Origin of the sequence: Verrucosispora sp. WMMD703 (genome assembly GCF_049178935.1) — a bacterium.
Lineage (GTDB): Bacteria > Actinomycetota > Actinomycetes > Mycobacteriales > Micromonosporaceae > Micromonospora > Micromonospora sediminimaris.
Genome location: NZ_JBMHMM010000004.1, coordinates 3587365 through 3605777, shown reverse-complemented (window position 1 = coordinate 3605777; position 18413 = coordinate 3587365). Strand labels below are relative to the sequence as shown.

Annotated in this window: 22 protein-coding genes and 1 riboswitch; of the genes, 9 read left to right on the top strand and 13 right to left on the bottom strand. The window is 71.4% G+C overall.

The window, feature by feature from the left end; all coding sequences use genetic code 11:
* Positions 1–97: 97 nt before the first annotated feature.
* A complete protein-coding gene (locus ACN26Z_RS17030; RefSeq protein WP_093402410.1) occupies positions 98–298 on the bottom strand; it encodes a DUF5999 family protein in 201 nt (66 codons plus the stop codon).
* Positions 299–394: 96 nt separating this feature from the next.
* On the opposite strand from ACN26Z_RS17030, the gene ACN26Z_RS17025 reads away from it, so the two are divergent.
* Both ACN26Z_RS17025 and def read left to right on the top strand, forming a co-directional pair.
* Positions 395–1648 (top strand): chorismate-binding protein, encoded by a 1254-nt coding sequence (locus ACN26Z_RS17025; RefSeq protein WP_421462224.1) that lies wholly within the window; start codon positions 395–397, stop codon positions 1646–1648.
* Positions 1649–1658: 10 nt separating this feature from the next.
* Positions 1659–2165, top strand: a complete 507-nt coding sequence (def, locus tag ACN26Z_RS17020) for a peptide deformylase (RefSeq protein WP_093402408.1) — start codon at positions 1659–1661, stop codon at positions 2163–2165.
* On the opposite strand, the gene ACN26Z_RS17015 is transcribed toward def, so the two are convergent.
* Positions 2118–2942 (bottom strand): TSUP family transporter, encoded by an 825-nt coding sequence (locus ACN26Z_RS17015; RefSeq protein WP_275415470.1) that lies wholly within the window; start codon positions 2940–2942, stop codon positions 2118–2120. The genes def and ACN26Z_RS17015 overlap by 48 nt on opposite strands.
* 177 nt (positions 2943–3119) lie before the next feature.
* Between ACN26Z_RS17015 and ACN26Z_RS17010 the strand changes: the two genes are divergently transcribed.
* Entirely contained in the window at positions 3120–3908 is a 789-nt protein-coding gene (locus tag ACN26Z_RS17010; protein ID WP_396888002.1) for an endonuclease/exonuclease/phosphatase family protein, read from the top strand.
* Between the two features lie 123 nt (positions 3909–4031).
* Here the strand turns inward: ACN26Z_RS17010 and ACN26Z_RS17005 are convergent, their stop codons facing one another.
* Together ACN26Z_RS17005 and ACN26Z_RS17000 are read right to left on the bottom strand one after the other, a co-directional pair.
* The gene (locus ACN26Z_RS17005; RefSeq protein ID WP_421462222.1) at positions 4032–4940 is read right to left on the bottom strand and encodes a bifunctional 5,10-methylenetetrahydrofolate dehydrogenase/5,10-methenyltetrahydrofolate cyclohydrolase; all 909 of its coding nucleotides are present in this window, start codon (positions 4938–4940) and stop codon (positions 4032–4034) included.
* A gap of 14 nt (positions 4941–4954) precedes the next feature.
* Positions 4955–5039, bottom strand: a riboswitch (ZMP/ZTP riboswitch).
* Positions 5040–5066: 27 nt separating this feature from the next.
* Positions 5067–6065: a tyrosine-type recombinase/integrase gene (locus ACN26Z_RS17000; RefSeq protein ID WP_421462220.1), complete on the bottom strand. Its 999-nt coding sequence runs from the start codon at positions 6063–6065 to the stop codon at positions 5067–5069.
* A 112-nt stretch (positions 6066–6177) separates the two neighbouring features.
* On the opposite strand from ACN26Z_RS17000, the gene ACN26Z_RS16995 reads away from it, so the two are divergent.
* Positions 6178–6738 carry a cysteine hydrolase family protein gene (locus ACN26Z_RS16995; RefSeq protein WP_421462218.1) on the top strand — a complete coding sequence of 187 codons (561 nt, stop codon included), beginning with the start codon at positions 6178–6180 and terminating at the stop codon, positions 6736–6738.
* A gap of 219 nt (positions 6739–6957) precedes the next feature.
* On the top strand, positions 6958–7680 hold the full coding sequence (locus ACN26Z_RS16990) for a hypothetical protein (protein WP_282238441.1): 723 nt from the start codon (positions 6958–6960) through the stop codon (positions 7678–7680).
* A gap of 30 nt (positions 7681–7710) precedes the next feature.
* On the opposite strand, the gene ACN26Z_RS16985 is transcribed toward ACN26Z_RS16990, so the two are convergent.
* Both ACN26Z_RS16985 and ACN26Z_RS16980 read right to left on the bottom strand, forming a co-directional pair.
* Positions 7711–7878 carry a hypothetical protein gene (locus tag ACN26Z_RS16985; protein WP_282238442.1) on the bottom strand — a complete coding sequence of 56 codons (168 nt, stop codon included), beginning with the start codon at positions 7876–7878 and terminating at the stop codon, positions 7711–7713.
* A 145-nt stretch (positions 7879–8023) separates the two neighbouring features.
* Complete coding sequence (locus ACN26Z_RS16980) at positions 8024–8752, bottom strand: SDR family NAD(P)-dependent oxidoreductase (RefSeq protein ID WP_421462216.1); 729 nt, start codon at positions 8750–8752, stop codon at positions 8024–8026.
* Between the two features lie 119 nt (positions 8753–8871).
* On the opposite strand from ACN26Z_RS16980, the gene ACN26Z_RS16975 reads away from it, so the two are divergent.
* Together ACN26Z_RS16975 and ACN26Z_RS16970 are read left to right on the top strand one after the other, a co-directional pair.
* Entirely contained in the window at positions 8872–9354 is a 483-nt protein-coding gene (locus ACN26Z_RS16975; protein ID WP_282238444.1) for a peroxiredoxin, read from the top strand.
* A 72-nt stretch (positions 9355–9426) separates the two neighbouring features.
* Complete coding sequence (locus tag ACN26Z_RS16970; RefSeq protein WP_093402401.1) at positions 9427–10158, top strand: hypothetical protein; 732 nt, start codon at positions 9427–9429, stop codon at positions 10156–10158.
* A 63-nt stretch (positions 10159–10221) separates the two neighbouring features.
* On the opposite strand, the gene ACN26Z_RS16965 is transcribed toward ACN26Z_RS16970, so the two are convergent.
* The 3 genes from ACN26Z_RS16965 to ACN26Z_RS16955 are packed head-to-tail and all read right to left on the bottom strand — an operon-like array spanning position 10222 to position 12368.
* Positions 10222–11388: a GNAT family N-acetyltransferase gene (locus ACN26Z_RS16965; RefSeq protein WP_421462214.1), complete on the bottom strand. Its 1167-nt coding sequence runs from the start codon at positions 11386–11388 to the stop codon at positions 10222–10224.
* Between the two features lie 51 nt (positions 11389–11439).
* Entirely contained in the window at positions 11440–11907 is a 468-nt protein-coding gene (locus tag ACN26Z_RS16960) for an OsmC family protein (RefSeq protein ID WP_093402399.1), read from the bottom strand.
* 2 nt (positions 11908–11909) lie between these two features.
* Complete coding sequence (locus tag ACN26Z_RS16955; RefSeq protein WP_421462212.1) at positions 11910–12368, bottom strand: MarR family winged helix-turn-helix transcriptional regulator; 459 nt, start codon at positions 12366–12368, stop codon at positions 11910–11912.
* A gap of 92 nt (positions 12369–12460) precedes the next feature.
* On the opposite strand from ACN26Z_RS16955, the gene ACN26Z_RS16950 reads away from it, so the two are divergent.
* Positions 12461–12898 carry a hypothetical protein gene (locus ACN26Z_RS16950; protein WP_421462211.1) on the top strand — a complete coding sequence of 146 codons (438 nt, stop codon included), beginning with the start codon at positions 12461–12463 and terminating at the stop codon, positions 12896–12898.
* Positions 12899–12940: 42 nt separating this feature from the next.
* Here ACN26Z_RS16950 and cydB read toward each other — a convergent pair whose 3' ends face one another.
* Positions 12941–13939 (bottom strand): cytochrome d ubiquinol oxidase subunit II, encoded by a 999-nt coding sequence (gene cydB / locus ACN26Z_RS16945; RefSeq protein ID WP_421462210.1) that lies wholly within the window; start codon positions 13937–13939, stop codon positions 12941–12943.
* 15 nt (positions 13940–13954) lie between these two features.
* A complete protein-coding gene (locus ACN26Z_RS16940) occupies positions 13955–15370 on the bottom strand; it encodes a cytochrome ubiquinol oxidase subunit I (protein ID WP_421462209.1) in 1416 nt (471 codons plus the stop codon).
* A gap of 181 nt (positions 15371–15551) precedes the next feature.
* Between ACN26Z_RS16940 and ACN26Z_RS16935 the strand changes: the two genes are divergently transcribed.
* Positions 15552–16331 carry a lysophospholipid acyltransferase family protein gene (locus ACN26Z_RS16935; RefSeq protein WP_396888014.1) on the top strand — a complete coding sequence of 260 codons (780 nt, stop codon included), beginning with the start codon at positions 15552–15554 and terminating at the stop codon, positions 16329–16331.
* 3 nt (positions 16332–16334) lie between these two features.
* On the opposite strand, the gene ACN26Z_RS16930 is transcribed toward ACN26Z_RS16935, so the two are convergent.
* Together ACN26Z_RS16930 and ACN26Z_RS16925 are read right to left on the bottom strand one after the other, a co-directional pair.
* Positions 16335–16700, bottom strand: coding sequence for a hypothetical protein (locus tag ACN26Z_RS16930; RefSeq protein WP_421462208.1), 366 nt, complete (start codon positions 16698–16700; stop codon positions 16335–16337).
* Entirely contained in the window at positions 16697–18412 is a 1716-nt protein-coding gene (locus tag ACN26Z_RS16925; protein ID WP_421462207.1) for a hypothetical protein, read from the bottom strand. The genes ACN26Z_RS16930 and ACN26Z_RS16925 overlap by 4 nt, the downstream gene beginning before the upstream one ends.
* Position 18413 lies beyond the last annotated feature (1 nt).

The following is an 18413-nucleotide window of genomic DNA, read 5'->3' as shown; positions in this document are numbered from 1 at the left end:
GGTCCGGTACCGCGCCGACCTGGTCGTGGCGGTCCCTGACCGGGGGACTAGCCTGGGTCGGCGCGGGAAAGACGTCGTGACGGATCGTGACGTCGCCTCAGGCGGCGAGCGCGTGTCGGGCGGGGCCTCGGTGCGGTGCGATGCTGCTGCCGTCGGGCAGCAGCTCGCCGGTGTCCTCGAAGACGATGACTCCGTTGCAGAGCAGGCTCCAGCCCTGTTCACGGAAGCAGGCGATGACCCTGGCGGCTTCCCGGTCGGTGGCTTCGGCGGAGGGACAGGTGGGTTGGTGCTGGCACATCGGGTTCTCCGGACTGTGGGGGCACTGTGTCATGGTTCACATGACCAGTGACGCACAGTACCAAGCGAAAGCTTGCCGCATCGAGCAGATGTACGCGTGGTGCGCGGGAAATCCGCTGAACGGATGAGCATGAACCGTCCAGACGTAGTGGAAGCGCTCCCACGGATGGTTGTCGATCCACCCGCGGTTCCCGCGCCCTGCCGCGGCCGGCTCGTCGAACACGCCCGCTGGCAGTGGCGCCCCACCGACGGCGGCGACCCGGCCGCGTACGCCGAGCAGTTCCTCGCCGAACACGGCCTGCACCTACGCGACCTGGCCCGCCCGGCGCGCCCCCACCACCAGCACAGCATCTGCGGAGCCGCGCTCTACCTCTCCGCCACCGCCGCGGCCTTGCTCGCCGGCGGCCCACCCGGCGCACCCAACCCCGCCGACCTGCCCGAAGTCGCCGTCGTCGTCTACACCCACACCGCGGCCCGCACCACCCACCCCCACCCACCACCACCCTCGTGGCACGGCGCCTGGACGGAAAGCTGGACCCCCCGCCAGCACGCCGACGCGGTCACCGCGATCCGCCGCGCCATCGGCCACGGCGAGGTCTACCAGGTCAACCTCGTCGGCCACGCCAGCACCCCCTACACCGGCGACCCACTGCCGGCCCTGACCCGCCTCGGCCGCCTACCCGGCGCCCGCTACGGCGGCGTGCTCACCGGCCCCGGCTGGGCCATCGGCTGCGCCAGCCCGGAAACCCTCATCGAGGTACGCGACGGCACCCTCACCACCCGACCGATCAAAGGCACCCGCCCGGCCACCGCCGCCGGCCGCGCCGACCTGCTCGCCTCGGCCAAGGAACGCGCCGAACACATCATGATCGTCGACCTGGAACGTAACGACCTGGCCCGCGTCGCCCGCACCGGCAGCGTCCGCGTCGACGACCTGTTCGCCGTACGCCGCTGGTGCGACCTGTGGCAGGCCGAATCCACCATCCGCGCCGACATCGCCGACGGCCTCGGCCTGGCCGACCTGCTCCGCGCCGTCTGCCCCGGCGGCTCCGTCACCGGCGCACCGAAACTCGCCGCCCTCAACCACATCGCCGCCCTCGAACCCGTCGGCCGTGGCGCCAGCATGGGCGCCCTCGGCTGGGTCGGCCCCGACCACATCGACCTCGGCCTGACCATCCGCACCGCCGCCGTCGACGCCAACGCCCTACACGTCTGGGCAGGCGGCGGCATCACCTGGGACAGCGACCCCGCCGCCGAGGTCGCCGAAGCCGCCGCCAAGACCACCCCGGTGCGGGCCGCTCTCACCGGCCACCGAACCGGGCCACCCCCGCCGACGGCCACCGCCCGATAACCTTGCCGACATGACGATGCGGGACATCCGAATCATCGGCGACCCGGTGCTCCGCACCCCCAGCGAACCGGTCACCAGCTTCGACGCCGAACTGCGCACCCTGGTCACCGACCTGATGGACACCCTGCTCGGCGCGCCCGGCCGCGCCGGCGTCGCCGCCCCCCAGATCGGCGTCAACGCGCAGGTCTTCGTCTACGACGCCGACGGCCACCGCGGCCACATGATCAACCCGACGCTGGAGCTTTCCACCGAACTCCAGGACGACGACGAGGGCTGCCTGTCCATCCCCGGGCTGTACTTCCCGACCCCCCGCGCCCTGCACGCCACCGCCCACGGCTACGACCAGCACGGCGAACCCCTCACCATCGCCGGCAGCGGCTTCCTCGCCCGCGCCCTGCAACACGAGACCGACCACCTCGCCGGCCGCCTCTACGTCGACACCCTGCGCGGCGAAACCCGCCGCCGCGCCCTACGCGAGATCCGCGCCGGCCGCTTCGACTCCTCCCGCCGCAGCTGAACCAGCCACCCACTGGTCGTACCCCAGCTTCGCCACCAACGCCAGCACCACCACCAGCAGCACCACCCGCACGAACCCGGAACCGCGTCGCAACGCCATCCGCGCACCCACCGACGCCCCCGCGATGTTGCACACCGCCATCGCCGCACCCAGCAGCCACCACACGTGCCCGGTCACCGCGAACACCGCCAACGCACCCGCGTTCGTGCCCGCGTTGACCACCTTCGCCATCGCCGAACCGTGCAGGAAATCCGCACCCACCAGCGCGGTGAACGCCAACACCAGGAACGTGCCCGTACCCGGACCGATCAACCCGTCATACGCGGCGATGCCCACCCCGGCCACCAGCACCGCCACCACCACCCGCGGCCGGGTCCGCCGCTGCGGCACCGCCAGCACCCCCAACGCGGGACGCAGCACCACGAACAACGCCACCGACACCAGCACCACCAGCACCACCGGCCGGTACGCCGACGGCGGCACCGCCCCGGCCAACGCCGCACCCAGACCCGCACACACCACCGCCAACGCCGCCGCCGGCCCCGCCACCGCCCAATCGATCTTCGTACGGCGGGCGAACGTCACCGCCGCCGTCGACGTACCGGCGATCGCCGCCAACTTGTTCGTCCCCAACGCCGTCGCCGGAGGAATCCCCGGGGCCGCCACCAGCAACGCCGGCAACAACAGCAACCCACCACCACCCACCACCGCATCCACCCACCCCGCCAGGGCGGCGGCGGTCAGCAACGTCACCACGGTCACCGGGTCCAACTCCACGACCAGGGATTCTCCCCACCGGCACCCCGCCCACACCGCCGGCTGTGGCCAGCCTCACCGGCCCCGACGACGCCGCACCCAGATCCCCACCCCAGCAACCGCCACAAACACCAGCACCGAACAGCACAACGCCCGCAGCATCGGGCAACTCTCCCACGCCGTCGCTAAGGTGACAGCGTGCGCCTGGCCACGTTCAACCTGCTGCACGGCCGGTCCCTCACCGACGGCCTGGTCGACCCGGCCCGACTGACCGCCGCCGTCGCCGCCCTCGACGTCGACATCCTCGCCCTCCAGGAAGTCGACCGTGACCAGTCCCGCAGCGGCAACCTCGACCTCACCGCCATCGCCGCCCAGGCCCTCGGCGCACCCGAGCACCGCTTCGCCGCCGCAGTCGTCGGCACCCCCGGCGAAAAGTTCCGCCCCCTCACCCACGACGACGACGGCCACGGCGAACCCTGCTACGGCGTCGGCCTGATCTCCCGCCACCCGGTCACCCACTGGCGCGTCACCCGCCTGCACCCCGCCCCGGTGCGCTCCCCGGTCTACGTGCCCGGCCCGGGCGGCGGCCTCATCCTGCTCCGCGACGAACCCCGCGTCGTCCTCGCCGCCGTGCTGGACACCCCCCACGGCCCCCTCACCGTCGCCGCCACCCACCTGTCCTTCGTCGCCGGCTGGAACGTCCGCCAACTCCGCCAGGTCATCCGCGCCCTACGCGCCCTACCCGCCCCACGCATCCTGCTCGGCGACCTGAACCTGCCCGCCTGGGCCACCCGAGCCGTCTCCGGCTGGCACCTGCTCGCCCGCCGGCCCACCTACCCCGCCGCGCAACCCCGCGTCCAACTCGACCACATCCTCGCCGACCGGCACGGCTACGACCAGCTACCCCCGGTCACCGCCGTGCGCACCCCACTGTCGACAATCTCCGACCACCGCCCCCTGGTCGTCGACCTCGGCAGCCGCCCCTGACCCCGCGAACCCGCCGGACGCCGCTCCTCCGGCGCCCCAGCAACATCAGGGTTGTCGCGGTGTCCGGTCCCCAGGAGGCGGCAACTACAGGCTTGTTGCCGCCTCCCCGATTTTAGGGCGCGCTCACCGAGGTAGTGCCTCAGCGCCACCGCCCTGGCGACACACCGCCCGGCCAGCCGCTGACCGGGCCGCCCGCAACGCGTTACGGAACAACATCGCCACCGTCACCGGACCCACCCCACCGACCCTCGGCGTGATCGCCCCCGCCACCCGCGCACACGACTCATCGACGTCCGGCAGCAACCGACGCCCCGCGTACCGCACCCCACCACCGACCACCACCGCACCCGGGCGCACATGCTCCGGCCGCACGATGCCCGGCACCCCGGCCGCCGCCACCAGAACTTCCGCCCGACGGGTGTACCGAGGCCAGTCCGCCACTCCCGTGTGCACCACCGTCACCGCCGCGTTCGCCGTCGACCGCTTCTGCGCCAGCAGCATCGCCAACGGCCGCCCCAACGTCGCCCCACGACCCAGGATCACCACCTCACGACCAGCCACCGGCACCCCGTGGTACGCCAACAACGCCTCGATCGCCGCCGGCGTGCACGGCAACGGCCCCGGCAACCCCAACGCCAGCCGCCCCATGTTCACCGGATGCATCCCGTCCACGTCCCGATCCGGGTCGAGGGTCTGCAACGCCCGGTCGTAGTCCAGACCGCCGGGGATCGGGTGCTGCACCAACACCCCGTGCACCCCAGGATCGGAGTTGAAGTCGGCCAGCACCGCGTGCACGTCGGCCTGCGACACCGACGCCGCCAACCGTACGTGCGGCGAGGCGAAACCCAGCTCCGCCGCCCGCCGAGACTTGATCCGGATGTAACCGGCACTGGCCTCGTCGTCACCCACCAGCACCGTCGCCAACGTCGGAGTCACCCCCGCCGCCCGCAGCTGCGCCACACCCTCGGCCACCTGGGCCAGAATTTCCTCCGCCACCGGCACACCCGGCAGCAACCGCGCCGTCGTCGACATGGCTCTCCTCGCCCGTGGCAGGCCCAGGCGGACGACCCCCCACGACGAGCTTCCCGATGGTCGATCCCATCCCCGATGCCGCCAGTCGCGTCCTCGCCAGCCTGCCACACCACCGGCCGCGTCAGCTCAGTCAGGAGCCGGCAGCAGCCCCGCCAACGCCCGGTTCGTACGGTTGGCCCGCACCGCCTCCCGCTGCTGCCCCGACGTCACCTCGATGTACGTCTGCGACGACGCCAACGACGCGTGCCCCAACAGCCGCATGATCTCCGCCGCCCCGGCGCCGTCCTCGGCCAACCGGGTGGCGAACGTGTGCCGCAGCGCGTGCAACCGCGCCCCACGCGGCACCCGGTCGACGATCCCGGCCCGCCGGTAGCAGGACTCCACCAGATACTGCAGTCCGCCCCGGCGCAGCGGCTCACCCTGACGGTCCACCAACAGTGGCGACACCTGCCGCACCGTACGCGCGCCGAAGCGGCGGGCACGGCTGTCCAGATAGCTCGCCAGCACCGCGTCCAGATCCGGCTCGATCGGCAGTACCCGGGGGCGCCCGCCCTTGCCGGCCACCTCCAGCCGGCGCTCACCGGGGCGGCCACCGAGCGAATCGACCCGTAATGCCAGCAGCTCCGACAGTCGCAGCCCCGCGCACAGGGCCAGCGCCAGCACCGCCACGTCCCGCTCCGGCCACGGGTCCCGCTGCCGTCCCTCGGCCCGTGCCGCCGAGGTGAGCAGGTGTTCGGGGGTGTCCTCACCACGCAGCGGCTTGGGCGTCGGCAGGGGAGTGCGGGGACGTCCCACGGCCGGCATCGGATTGCCGGGCACCACCTGCTCGGCGACCAGGAAGGAGAAGAAGCCGTTCCAGGTGGACCAGGCCCGACCGACGGAACTGGCCGCTCGGCCGGCGGCGAACCGGGCGAACGCGGCCCGGATCAGCCTGGGGGAGAGCGCGTCGACGGGCAGTTCGGCCAGGGGGAGGGGAGGGGTGGACAGCTCCGCGGCGAGGGCGGCGACGGCGGTCAGATCCCGCCGGTAGGCCGCCTGGGTGTGCGGGGAGGGCTTACGGGTGGCCCGGGCGGTCAGGAACTCCTCGATCAGCGTTGTTACCGATTCGTCCTGTTTGTCATGCATAAGGGATATTATGCATGACTTTCGCGTTCCGGGCCCGAGGGCAGGGGAGCGTTTCTGTCAGGGGTCGGAGCTACGGTGCGATCACCGAGTTCACCGTCACCGGAGGCGCACCATGACGACCCTGCCCGAGCGACCCAACACCGCGCTGCTCGTCATCGACGTGCAGAACGGGGTGGTGGCGGACGCCCATGACCGTGACGGCGTCATCGCCAACATCAACACGGTGCTGGGTAAGGCGCGCGCCGAGGGCGTGCCGGTCGTCTGGGTGCAGCACTCCGACGAAGGCCTCCCACCGGGCAGCGAGGCCTGGCAGTACGTGCCCGAGCTGCTCCGCCAGGACACCGAGCCGTTGGTGCACAAGCGCTACGGCGACTCGTTCGAGGACACCGACCTGGAGGCGGTGCTCGCCGAACGCGGCGTGGGCCGGCTGGTCGTCACGGGCGCGCAGACCGACGCGTGCATCCGATCGACTCTGCACGGCGCGTTCGTGCGCGGCTACGACGCGACGCTTGTCGGCGACGCGCACACCACGGAAGACCTGACCGCCTACGGCGCGCCGCCGCCGGAGCAGGTCATCGCCCACACCAACCTGTACTGGAGCTTCCACAGCGCACCCGGCCGCCAGGCCGGGACCGTCCAGGCCGCCGAAGTCAACTTCGGTCCCACCGGCTGACGGTCGGGTGGGCCCTTGGATCGGTCAGGGCAGGGGCCCCACCCGCCTCAACTTTACATAATGTGCATTATCGAATCGGTACGTGGACTGTCGTCGTCGAGGAGAGGCGGGGCCGCCGACGTGCGGCTTCCCACCTCTGGCGTTCACGATGTCGACGATGCGGCGAGATGAGTACGGCGACTCATGCTTCGTCTGACGGCGGCCAGCATCCTCGCAACCATGACTCCTCGTCACCTGGTCACGTCGGCGACAGCCGCAGCTCTGGTGTTCACGCTGGCGGCCTGCGGGTCGGACGCACCCACGCCCGAGGAAGCCAGCCGGGAGGCGCAGTCGGCAGCGGTCCGACAGGCAGGTGCGTCGAGCGCCGAGCAGATCAGCATCCTGCTCTCCGACGTGGCCCGGGCGTCGCCGCTCACGCCGGTCGCCGTGGCAACGCGGGATATCTGCCATGCCGGCGACACGAACGGTCTGTGGCCCCACGACGAGTACCGCCTCAGTTGCGGTCTCACCGAGACCAGGTACTTCGGGGCCGACGGCGACCTGCTGAAGGTGCTGCGGGAGGTCGACAGACACGCCAGAGCTACCGGGCTAATGCCGTCCACCGAGTCGGCCATCGAGGAGGTCGAGAGTTACTACGCGGCGAACGGCAGGACCGAGGACGGATTGCTGCTGCCTCCGCCCGCGTTGGGCTACCTCGTCCCTGGGCAGGACCTGACTGTTCAAGTCGGATGGTCACAGGACTGGACTGCTCGGGCCGAATGGTCACGGATCGGCGATCCGCTGAACAGCCAACCCGTTCCGGATCTCATCTGGCCGACTGTCTTCGTCGAGGCGCGACCGGTCGACCTCGACGCGCTACGGAACGGCCCGTTGCGGCGGCACGAGCATATTGTCACCATCTCCTCGGGGATCACGTACCACGAGGTGCCGTGGCCTGCCTGACGGTGGGCACGGGTACCGGCGGTTCAACGCTCAGCGGTGCTGTTCGTGGCCGGCGCGCTCGTCGACCATGTGTCGGGCGTACCAGTCCGGCCAGTCGGGGTCGGGGTGGCCGAGTTTCTTCTCGTGGCGGTCGTGGGCGGACGCCGCCCGGCGCAGCGCCGCGGCCAGGTCGTCCACCGAGTCGTAGGTGGTCTGCATGTCTGCTCCCCTCCTGCGTCGAGCAGCCGCCGGGCACCCCTGTGCGCGGTGGCGGCGTAGTGCGGCTACCCGCCAGGCCGGTGCGCATTCCCGTACGACGAGTTCGTTGGCGTGCCCGCACCGTCCCGCGCTGTCCGGTCGGCGGTCAGAGGCCGCCGCCGACGCGGAGGATGGCGCCGGTGGTGTAGGAGGCGTCGGGGCTGAGCAGCCAGGCGACGGCGGCGGCGACCTCGTCGGGTTCGCCGGGGCGGCCGAGTGGGATCCGGCCGGCGGCTTGGTCGGGCCGGTCGGGTTGGCCGGAGAGCGCGTGGATGTCGGTGCGGATGATGCCGGGGGCGACGGCGTTGACGCGGATGCCGCGGGGGGCGAGTTCCTTGGCTAGGCCGGTGGTGAGCGCGTCGGTGGCGGCTTTGACGGCGGCGTAGTGCACGTACTCCCCTGGGCTGCCGAGGGTGGCGGCGACGGAGGAGAGGTTGACGATGGCGGCGCCGTCGCTCATCCGGCGGGCGGCCTGTTGGGCGCAGAGGACGTAGCCGATGAGGTTGACGTCGACGACGCGGCGCAGGTCGTCGGGGTCGAGGTCGGTGAAGGGGCCGATCGGGCTGGTGATGCCCGCGTTGTTGACCAGGCCGGTGAGGGTGCCGAGTTCGGCTGCGGCGTCGAACAGGGCGGTGACCTGGTCGGGGTCGCGGGTGTCGGCGGGGACGGCGATGGCGCGTACGCCGGTGGCGCGCAGTTCGGCCACGACGGTGTCGGCGGCGGTGTGGTCGCGGCGGTAGCCGATGGCGATGTGCTGGCCGGTGTGGGCGAGGCGGCGGGCGGTGGCGGCGCCGATGCCGCGGCTGCCGCCGGTGATGACGGTGACGCTGTCCAATGGACCTCTCCCCTGCCCCGAGCCGGTGTCGGGGACGTTACCGGCGTGGTGGCGGTGGCGGGTAGCGCGGTGTGGTCGAGCGCACGGTCGGTGGTGGGCGATGGCTTACGCTCGCGGCGATGGTGTCGTTGGGAGGGCTTGTGGCGGGTGTGGGTGTCGGGGATCTGGTCGAGGATTTCGAGTTGCCGGACGAGACGGGTCGGCCGCGGCGGTTGACGGAGTTGCTGGCGGCGGGGCCGGTGGTGTTGTTCTTCTATCCGGCGGCGATGACGCGGGGGTGCACGGCGGAGAGTTGTCACTTCCGGGATCTGGCGGCGGAGTTCGCGGCGGTCGGGGCGCAGCGGGTGGGCATCAGCCGGGATTCGGTGCGGCGTCAGGCGGAGTTCTCGCGGTTGCACGGTTTCGACTATCCGTTGTTGTCGGATCCGGACGGTGTGGTGGCCGAGCGGTTCGGGGTGCGGCGGCGGTTGCCGTTGGGGCCGTTGAGTACCCGGCGGATGACGTTCGTGATCGGGGTCGATCGGCGGGTCGTCGAGGTGGTGCACAGCGAGTTGGGCATGAATGAGCACGCCGATCGGGCGTTGCGGGCGTTGGGGGGCTGATCTTCGGGTTGTCGCTGGCTGCTGGTATCAAGGCAGGCGGCTGAACACGTGTACGAGGAATGAGGTTGGGCGATGGGTGCCGCTGGTCAGGGTTTGTCCGAGGACGAGGTGCGCGGCATCCGGGAGGCGTTGGCCGCGGGGCGTAAGCCGAAGGTCGTGTTCACGGCGGCGGCCGGTCAGATCGCTGGTCAGTTGGGTCAGGTGGTGGAGTTGACCGATCCGGCGGAGTCCGACGAGTTCGTGGTGGTGCGGTTCGGGCGCGACGAGTTGCCCTTCTCCCCCGCCGATGTGGCGGTGGCGCCGCGGGGTGCGGGTCGGCGGCCGGCCGAGTCGAAGGTGGAGCCGGCGCCGGTCGAGCCGGCGGTGGTGACGCCGGAGTTCGTGTTGGATCGGGTGCCGCAGCAGCGTCGTGAGGAGCAGCCGGGTCGGGATGAGCAGTCGGGTCGGGAGGAGCCGAGGGTGGACGAGACGGTGGGGTCGAAGGTGGAGGCGAAGCCGGCTCGGCGGGCGGTGAAGGCGGCGAAGCCGAAGGGGCCGGCGGGGTTGACGGTGACGTTGGCCTATGCCGAGGGCGAGTGGACGGTCGCGGCGCAGCAGGGTGGGAAGGTGTTGGCCAAGCCGTATGTGCTCAAGCCGGCGGAGGCGCTGCGGATGGTGGCGTTGGTGGACGTGCCGGGGGTGCACGAGGCGGTGGAGCAGATCCTGGCCGCCGAGCGGTCGGAGGCGGAGCGGCAGGCGGAGAAGTTGCGGGCGGAGTTGGCGGAGATCGAGGCCCGGTTGGCGGAGTTGCGCGAGGCGGGCTGAGGGTTTCGATCCGATCGGTGGCCCGGTCCGGCATCCCCTGCCGGGCCGGGCCGTCGGCGTTTGTCAGAAGTAGTCGATGAGGTGGGCGGTGGGTCCGGCGGCGAGCAGGTCCAGGGCGGCCGGGTCGGGGGTGCGGTGGTGCAGCAGTCCGGTTTCGGCGAGGGTGCGGGCGGTGGCGGTGCCGGTGTAGAGGCGGGCGAAGCCGCGTACGGTCAGGTGCAGGTCGGCGTCGGTGGTGGTGCGGTGCAGGTCGGCGTGGCCGTCGGCGACGGTGAGTTGCCAGGTGCCGGTGTTCCAGTCGGCGAGGTCGTCGGTGAGGGTGAAGGTGACCTGGCCGTGGGTGTGGGTGGGCCAGCCGCGGGCCTGTACGGCGCGGACGATGTCGACGGGTCGGTGCATCCAGGCTTCGCGTTCGTGTTCGCGGGCGCGTTCCAGGGGCAGGTGGGTGCTGACGGTGTCGTCGGGTAGCGGGGTCACGCGCAGGGTCGGGGTGACGCTGTACCAGCTGGCGAGGGTGCCGACGAGGGCTTGGGCGGCGTCGGCGGTGGTGGCGAAGATGTCTTCGACTGTGAGTACGGCGTCGGGGCCGTAGCCGCGGCCTCGGTCCCAGCCGGCGTAGCCGACCAGTTGGCTGTCGTGTTCGACGAGGGTGAGCCCGTCGTAGGGCAGTTCGTCGGTGGCGGTGAACCGGCGGTGGGTGCGGGTGAGCAGGCCGTTGCGGTGGTGGGCGACGCGTCGGTAGAGCTCGGCGGTGGCGGGCAGGTCGGCGGTGGTGCCGGCGCGGATGGTCAGCCGTGGGTCGGGGCGGTGTCGGGGCAGGGTGGCGGTGGGTAGGTCGAGGGTGCGTAGTTGGCCGGTGATCTCCCAGCCGCAGGCGCGGTAGGGGGCGGCGGTGGTGGGGAACAGCGTGCTGACGGCGGCGCCGCGGTCGCGGGCGTGGCGGAGCAGGGTGGTCAGTAGGGCTCGGCCCACTCCGGTGCCGCGTGCTTCGGGGGCGACGGCGACGCCGGCGACGTCGGCGGCGGGTACGGCGTGTCCGCTCCACCATTGTTCGTCGTGCAGGTCGATGGCTTTGCCGATGAGTTTTCCGGTGGGGTCGAAGGCGCCGTGGGCGGTTCGGCCGGTGGGGTTTGGTGGTGGGGGTGGTTGCGGGTCGGAGCCGAAGGCGAGCCGGCCGAGTTGCCAGGCGTCGTTCAGGTCGTCGGGGGTGAGTTCACGCACGTCGGGCACGGGCCGACGATAGCGGTCGTGGTGGTGGGGTCGACGGGATTTCCGGTGGGTTCAGGTGGTGGTGACGGGGTGGTGGCGGACTGGGAAGTTGACCGAGTTGGCGATGAAGCAGGTGTGGTGGGCGTCGTCGTGCAGGGCGGTGGCGATGTCGGTGGTGGTGGGGTCGGCGACGGTGACGTGGGGTCGCAGGGTGACCTCGGTGAAGTGGCCGTTGCCGGTGTTGTCGGTGGTCATGGTGCCGGTGGCGTGGTCGATGTAGTCGGTGACGACGATGCCTTTGTCGGCGCACAGGTGCAGGTAGGCGAGCATGTGGCACTGGGACAGGGCGGCGAGGAGGAGTTGTTCGGGGTTCCAGCGGGTGCGGTCGCCGTGGAAGGTGGGGTCGGAGCTGCCGGGGATGGGTGGGCGGCCGTCGGTGGTGATGTCGTGGTCGCGTCGGTAGTCGCGGTAGCTGCTGGTGCCGGTGCCGAGGTTGCCGGTCCAGGTGACGGTGGTGGCGTAGTGGTGGGTGCGGGCCATGGTCAGCCTTCCGGTTCGCTGTGGTGGGTGAGCAGGAGGTCGAGCAGGCGGACGAGTTCGTGGCGGTCGGTGGGGTTCAGTGGGGCGAGCAGGGTGTCCTGGGCGGTGTCGAGGGCGTGTTGCAGGTTGGTGAGTTCGAGTTGGCCGGCGGGTGTGATGTGGACGATGTTGCGGCGGCGGTCGGTGGGGTCGGCTTGGCGGCGTACGAGGTGGCGGTCGGCGAGGTCGTTGAGGGTGGCGACGATGTCGCTGCGGTCGATGCCGCTGTGTCGGCCGAGGTCGGCCTGGCTGGCGGGGCCGGTTTCGGCGAGGGTGGCCAGTAGTCGGTAGTGGTAGCCGCGGGCGTGGCGGGTGGCGAGTGCGGTGGTGACGAGGCGGGTGGCGTGGGCGGCGGTCTGGGTGAGCAGCCAGCTGGGTGTGGTGCGCAGTCGTTTGGGTGTGGGGGCGCTGGGTTGCTCCATGTGGGGACTGTACGCGATTTCGTTGGCGGCACCCACGATCGGTGCTATGTTGGCCCCGCCAACGTTGGCTTCACCAATGAATAGAGGTTGACATGTCCCTCATCCTCAACGGGCAGATCCTCGGCCGGACCCACTACGCCACCCGGGCGGTGCTGGAGCGGGAGCTGGACCGTCTCGGGTTGACCTTCGCGCAGGCGTTGCTGCTCAACGCGTTGGCTGCCGCCGATGCTCCGCTCCCCCGCGTCGATGCCGCCCGTCGGCTGGTTGACGCGGTGAAGGTGTCGACCGCGACGGCGTACGCCACGCTTGCCGAGTTGATCGCGGCGACGCTTGTGGCACCGCTGCCCACCGACGCCTCCCGGGTCGCGCTGACCCCGACCGGGCGGCACACGCAGCAGCTGGTCGCCGCGGCTTCCGCCGAGATCGGCGCCCGGCTGTGGGCCGATCTTCCGACCGACGACCTCGCGGCGGCGGCGCGGGTGCTGGAGGTGGTGCGCCGCCGCGCCGAGCAGACCCTGGCGGCGGCGTGACGGGCGGGGCCCGGGTTTTCCCGGATCCCGTCCGCCGGCCGGTCAGTGTTGCGGGATGTGGGCCACGCCTATGCGCTTGCGGAAGACCCAGTAGGTCCAGCCCTGGTAGGCCAGCACGATCGGGGTGAAGAACACCGCCACCCAGGTCATGATCGTGAGGGTGTAGGGGGTGGAAGCGGCGTTGGTGGCGGTAAGTGTGCCGGCGGGGTCCAGCGTGGAGGGCAGCACGTTCGGGAACAGGGCGGCGAACAGGGTGGCCACGGCCAGGCCGATCGCGGCGGCGGTGCCGGTGAAGGCCCAGCCCTCCCGGCGTACCGTGGCGGCGGCGAGACCGCCGAGCAGGGCGAGCGCGGCGGCGACGGCGAGCACGACGGCGGCCGTGCTGGAGCGGATGGTCAGGGTCCAGCTCAGGAAGGCCACCGCGAGGACCGCCGCGGCCACGCCCAGGCGCACGGCGAGCGCGGCGGCCCGGCCGCGGATGTCGCCGACGGTCTTGAGGGCGACGAAGACGGCGCCGTGGGTGGCGAACAGCGCCGCGGTGGTCGCGCCGCCGAGCAGGGCGTACGGGTTGAGCAGGTTGAGCAGTCCGCCGACATACTCGTGGTCGGCGTCCAGCGGCACGCCGCGCAGGATGTTGGCGAACGCCACGCCCCACAGGATGGCGGGGACGAGGGAGCCGACGAAGATGGCGTTGTCCCAGCGGCGTTTCCAGGACGCCTCGGGACGCTTGTGGCGGTATTCGAAGGCGACGCCGCGGGCGATCAGGGCCAGCAGGACGAGCAGCAGGGGCAGGTAGAAGCCGGAGAAGAGGGTGGCGTACCACTCGGGGAAGGCGGCGAACATGGCGCCTCCGGCGGTGATCAGCCAGACCTCGTTGCCGTCCCAGACCGGCCCGATCGTGTTGATCATGACTCGGCGTTCCTTGTCGTCGCGACCGAGCACGGGCAGCAGCATGCCGACGCCGAAGTCGAAGCCTTCGAGGATGAAGTAGCCGGTGAACAGCACGGCGACGAGGAGAAACCAGATGGTGGTCAGTTCCACGGTGGGGCTCCGGACTCAGTAGGCGAAGGCGAGCGGGCGCTCGGCGTCGTCGGTGTCGTCGGGTTCGGGGGCCGGGGTGACGTCTGGTACGCCGGCCTTGGCGTAACGGATCAGCAGTTTCACCTCGATGACGGCGAGGACGGCGTAGATGAGGGTGAAGGCGGTGAAGGAGGTGAGCACCTCGGTCAGGGAGACGCTGCGGGACACGCCGTCGCGGGTGAGCATCTCGCCGAAGACGATCCAGGGCTGGCGGCCCATCTCGGTGAAGATCCAACCGAAGGAGTTGGCCAGCAGCGGCAGGATCGGCATGGCCAGGCCGGCGCGCAGCAGCCATTTGCTGTTCGGTACGGCGCGGCCTCTGCGCTGGGTCCAGAGCACCAGCAGGGCGATGGCGGCGGCGGCGAGCCCGAAGCCGATCATGAGCCGGAAGCTCCAGTAGGTGACCGGGATGATCGGGGTGTAGCTGCCGGCGCCGTACTGGGCGCTGTAGCGGGCCTGGAGGTCGTTGATGCCCTGCACGGTGCCGTTGGGGTCGCCGGTGCCGAGGTAGGACAGCAGGTACGGGATCTTGAGGGCGAACAGTTCGCGGCTGCCGTCGAGGCTGCCGACGGTCAGTACGGAGAACGACGCGGGGCTCTCGGTGGCGTAGAGCCCTTCGGCGGCGGCCATCTTCATCGGCTGCACCTGCGTCATGATCTTGCCTTGGATGTCGCCGGTGATGACGACGACCGTGGCGGAGACCAGGGTGACCCAGGAGCCGAAGCGGGCGGCGAAGCGGTAGGCCGGGGTGTCGGCGCTGTCGCGGTGGCGGATGAGGTGCCACAGGGCGACGGCCACCAGCAGCGACCCGGCGACCAGGAAGGCGCCGGCGATGGTGTGCGGAAAGGTGATCAGGGCGACCTTGTTGGTCAGCACGGCGACGAAGTCGGTCAGTTCGGCGCGACCGGTGTCCGGGTTGTAGCGGTAGCCGACCGGGTTCTGCATGAACGAGTTCGCGGCGAGGATGAAGTACGCCGACAGGTTGGTGCCGATGGCCGCGGCCCAGATGCTGGCCAGGTGCAGGCGTTTGGGTAGTCGGTCCCAGCCGAAGATCCACAGTCCGATGAATGTGGATTCGAGGAAGAACGCGACCAGGGCCTCGATGGCCAGGGGCGCGCCGAAGATGTCGCCGACGAAGCGGGAGTAGTCGCTCCAGTTCATGCCGAACTGGAACTCCTGCACGATGCCGGTGACCACGCCCATGGCGAAGTTGATCAGGAAGAGTTTGCCGTAGAACTTGGTGAGCTTGAGGTACTTCTCGTCCCCCGTGCGGTGCCAGAGTGTCTGCAGGATGGCGACCAGAACGGACAGGCCGATGGTCAACGGCACGAAGAGAAAGTGGTAGACGGTGGTGACACCGAACTGCCAGCGGGCGACGTCCAACGCGTCCACCTGCGACCCCCAGGCTATTCATACTACAAGACGTAGTAAATACTACAGCGTGTCGTACGAGGATTGGCAGAGGCGGCCGGCCCGAACCGGACCGGGACCAATGACCCTGCTCACCTCTGCCGTACGGCCCGCCCTGGCCGCCGCGCCGCCCGCCCGCCCGCCGTGCGACCATTTCCCGCTGATGGAAGCAGCCCACTCCCCCTGGCGTCCGCCGCTGATCTGGCGCGTCGCGTTGCTGCTGGCCCGCGTCGTCGTCGGGACGCTGGCCCGGCTGGAGGTCACCGGCGACATCCCGGCCCGGTTGCGTGGCGGGCCGCTGATCCTGGCCGCCAACCACATCAGCCCGTTCGACCCGATCGTGCTCGCCGCGGCCTGCCGGGCCCGCCGGGTGGCACCCAGGATCATGGCCACCGGCGGGCTGTTCCGGGCCCCGCTGATCGGGACCGCGATGCGCAGCGCCGGGCACATCCGCGTCGACCGGGGCACCAGCGGCGTACACCGGGCCCTGGACGATGCCGCCGCCGCGGTCGCCGCCGGCGCACCGATCCTGGTCTACCCGGAGGGACGCATCGGCCTGGACCCGGGCATGTGGCCCGAACGCGGCAAGACCGGCGCCGCCCGCCTCGCCCTGGCCTGCGGCGCGCCCGTGATTCCCCTCGCCCAGTGGGGATCCCACGAGGTGCTGCCCTACCAGGCCCCGAAAGGGATGCTGCGCGGCGTCGCCCGGGCGCTGGTGCGCCGCCCCACCGTACGGGTGCACTTCGGCGACCCGGTGGACCTGGCCGAGGTGACCCGTGGCACGCCGGGCGCGGCCCGACAGGCCACCGACCGGATCATCGACGCGCTCACCGACACCCTGGCCCCGCTGCGGCCGGACGAACCCGACCGCCCCCGCCACCTCGACCCCAGCCGGCCGGTCGACCCCAGCCGCGCCCACCGGCGCCGCCCCGCCACCGGCTGAGCCTCAGGTCGCCTGCTGCACCGCCCGCAACACCTCGGTCACGGCCGAGGCCACCGGCGCCACCGGCGCGGCCAGGGCCGCCAGGCGCTGCAACAGCGCCGTGACCCGGGCCGGTTCCGGATCCGGCCGTGCCAGCTGGACCCGCAGTTCCGCGGCCACCGCCCGAGCCGGCTCCGGCAGCTCGTCACGGTGCCGGTCGAGGGTCTGCACCAGCTGGGCCACCAGCGCCGGCACGTCCACCCCCGGCGCCGTGGCCCACAACGTCCCACCGACCGCGTGCGCTCCCGGACCCACCGCCTGGTTGCCGACCTGGCTCACCCCACCCGACTGCTGGATCCCGAAGTTGATCGAGTTGTCGGACGTGGTCATGACGGCCTCCCGGTGCCGGCTCGACGGCTTGTGCCCTGCGGTGACGGCTGTTCCGTGGTGGTCTGCTGCTCCGCCCGCGCGCCGGCGCCCACCGCCTGGTTGCCGACGACGCTGAGGCCGCCGGTCTGGATCACACCCTGGTTGAGGATCATGGTTTGCCGGGTGCGGAACTCGGCGGTGTCCACACCCTTGTCCTCCAGGAAGTCGACGATGGCGGCCAGCACGTGCCGCTCGACCACCTTGAGATGCTTCGCGGCGTCGAGCACCTGAAAGTAGTTGTGGTAGGTGGTGCCGGTGGCCAGCTCCCGCACCCCGGCCCGGGCGCCGTAGTCGTAGCCGAGGTCCTCGCGGGCCATCCGGCGGGACCGCGACTGCCGGATCTGGTGACGAACCACCCGGACGCCGTCGCGTACCAGGCGCACCGGCGCGCCGAAGGCGGTACGCACCAACTGCTCGGCGGCGGCGGTGAACAACTGGACGAACTGGCGCACCGGGATCCACTCGGTCAGCCGGTCCACGTCGTGGTACTCGATGCGGGGCGGCTCCAGCAACGTCCGGGCGCACTCCAGGTAGAGCACCCGACCATCGGTGGAGAAGTGCAGGAACGTGCAGGCCACCACCTCGCCGCCCCAGGACGGCACCAGAGCGCCCAGAAAGTGTCGGGCGGCGCCCTGCGGCCGGCTCGCCACCGCTCGCAGCCGCTCGTCGGACCAGCGTTGCCGGGGCATCCGGCTGCGCTCGGGCAGCAGCTGCGGATCGTCGGTCAGCAGACCGCCGTGCACGAAGACCCGATCCTCAAGCACCAGCCCGGCGAGCCGTTCCGGATTCAGCTCCGGGTCGCCGGCCGGGTCGAGCCGGATCGCCGCCAGTCGTTGCCGCACGTGGTCGATCAGATCCACCACGGCGAACTGTACGGTGGCGTCCGGGTCGTCGTCGGTGACCGCCGTCGCCGGTTCGGGCAGGTGCTGTTCGGCCCGGTGGATGGGCAGGGCGAACGACCAGCCGGCCACCGGTGCGCCGTGCCCCACGAACGGGGTGTACCCGCTGTAGATCGTCACGTTGCCGTGCTGGGCCGTGTCGAGCTGGGCCAGGCGTGCCGCGTGGCGCTGCGGCACCGGGCCGGTTTCGGCCGACGTGGGCTGGAAGTGACCGCGCCGCAGCCGCTGCACCAGCAGCTGCCGGGTGCCCAGCAGGTGCAGCACAAGGATCAGGTACGCGAGCAGCCCCGCCACCAGCGCCAGCCACGGCAGGCCGATCATCCAGTCGAGCGTGCCGTCCTCGTCGGTCTGCACCCCGGCGAACTGCGCCACCAGCCACAGCGACACCACGACCGTCGCGACCAGTGCCGCCGCCGAGGCCAGTGGGCCGTTCCGGTTGGCCCGGGTCAGCGACATGCCGACCGCCAGCACCGCCGCGGCCAGCAGCGTCCACAGCGGCGCCAGCAGCAGGGCCATGCTGCCGGCGATCAGCAGGCCGGCATCGCGACGGATGCGCCGCTGACGTGCCTCAAGGCAGTGCCGCAGCACGGTGGTCAGGTCGAAGCCGACCGAGGGCGCCACCGCCCGAAGTTCGTCGTCGAGGACCTCGGACAGGGCCGAGTCGGCGAACGTGTCGTCGGTGTGCGCCGCCACGCACAGGTAGCGGGTCGCCTCGCTCGTGGCGTCCGCCGGGCCCGCCGTCGAGACCTCGGGGGTGGCCTGCCGGATCACCATG

Coding starts and splice junctions, on each gene's coding strand:
- ACN26Z_RS17030 (WP_093402410.1), bottom strand. CDS start 298: ATGTGCCAGCACCAACCCACCTGTCCCTCCGCCGAAGCCACCGACCGG.
- def (WP_093402408.1), top strand. CDS start 1,659: ATGACGATGCGGGACATCCGAATCATCGGCGACCCGGTGCTCCGCACC.
- ACN26Z_RS17005 (WP_421462222.1), bottom strand. CDS start 4,940: ATGTCGACGACGGCGCGGTTGCTGCCGGGTGTGCCGGTGGCGGAGGAA.
- ACN26Z_RS17000 (WP_421462220.1), bottom strand. CDS start 6,065: ATGCATGACAAACAGGACGAATCGGTAACAACGCTGATCGAGGAGTTC.
- ACN26Z_RS16995 (WP_421462218.1), top strand. CDS start 6,178: ATGACGACCCTGCCCGAGCGACCCAACACCGCGCTGCTCGTCATCGAC.
- ACN26Z_RS16990 (WP_282238441.1), top strand. CDS start 6,958: ATGACTCCTCGTCACCTGGTCACGTCGGCGACAGCCGCAGCTCTGGTG.
- ACN26Z_RS16985 (WP_282238442.1), bottom strand. CDS start 7,878: ATGCAGACCACCTACGACTCGGTGGACGACCTGGCCGCGGCGCTGCGC.
- ACN26Z_RS16975 (WP_282238444.1), top strand. CDS start 8,872: ATGGTGTCGTTGGGAGGGCTTGTGGCGGGTGTGGGTGTCGGGGATCTG.
- ACN26Z_RS16970 (WP_093402401.1), top strand. CDS start 9,427: ATGGGTGCCGCTGGTCAGGGTTTGTCCGAGGACGAGGTGCGCGGCATC.
- ACN26Z_RS16960 (WP_093402399.1), bottom strand. CDS start 11,907: ATGGCCCGCACCCACCACTACGCCACCACCGTCACCTGGACCGGCAAC.
- ACN26Z_RS16955 (WP_421462212.1), bottom strand. CDS start 12,368: ATGGAGCAACCCAGCGCCCCCACACCCAAACGACTGCGCACCACACCC.
- ACN26Z_RS16950 (WP_421462211.1), top strand. CDS start 12,461: ATGTCCCTCATCCTCAACGGGCAGATCCTCGGCCGGACCCACTACGCC.
- ACN26Z_RS16935 (WP_396888014.1), top strand. CDS start 15,552: ATGGAAGCAGCCCACTCCCCCTGGCGTCCGCCGCTGATCTGGCGCGTC.
- ACN26Z_RS16930 (WP_421462208.1), bottom strand. CDS start 16,700: ATGACCACGTCCGACAACTCGATCAACTTCGGGATCCAGCAGTCGGGT.
- ACN26Z_RS16925 (WP_421462207.1), bottom strand. CDS start 18,412: ATGGTGATCCGGCAGGCCACCCCCGAGGTCTCGACGGCGGGCCCGGCG.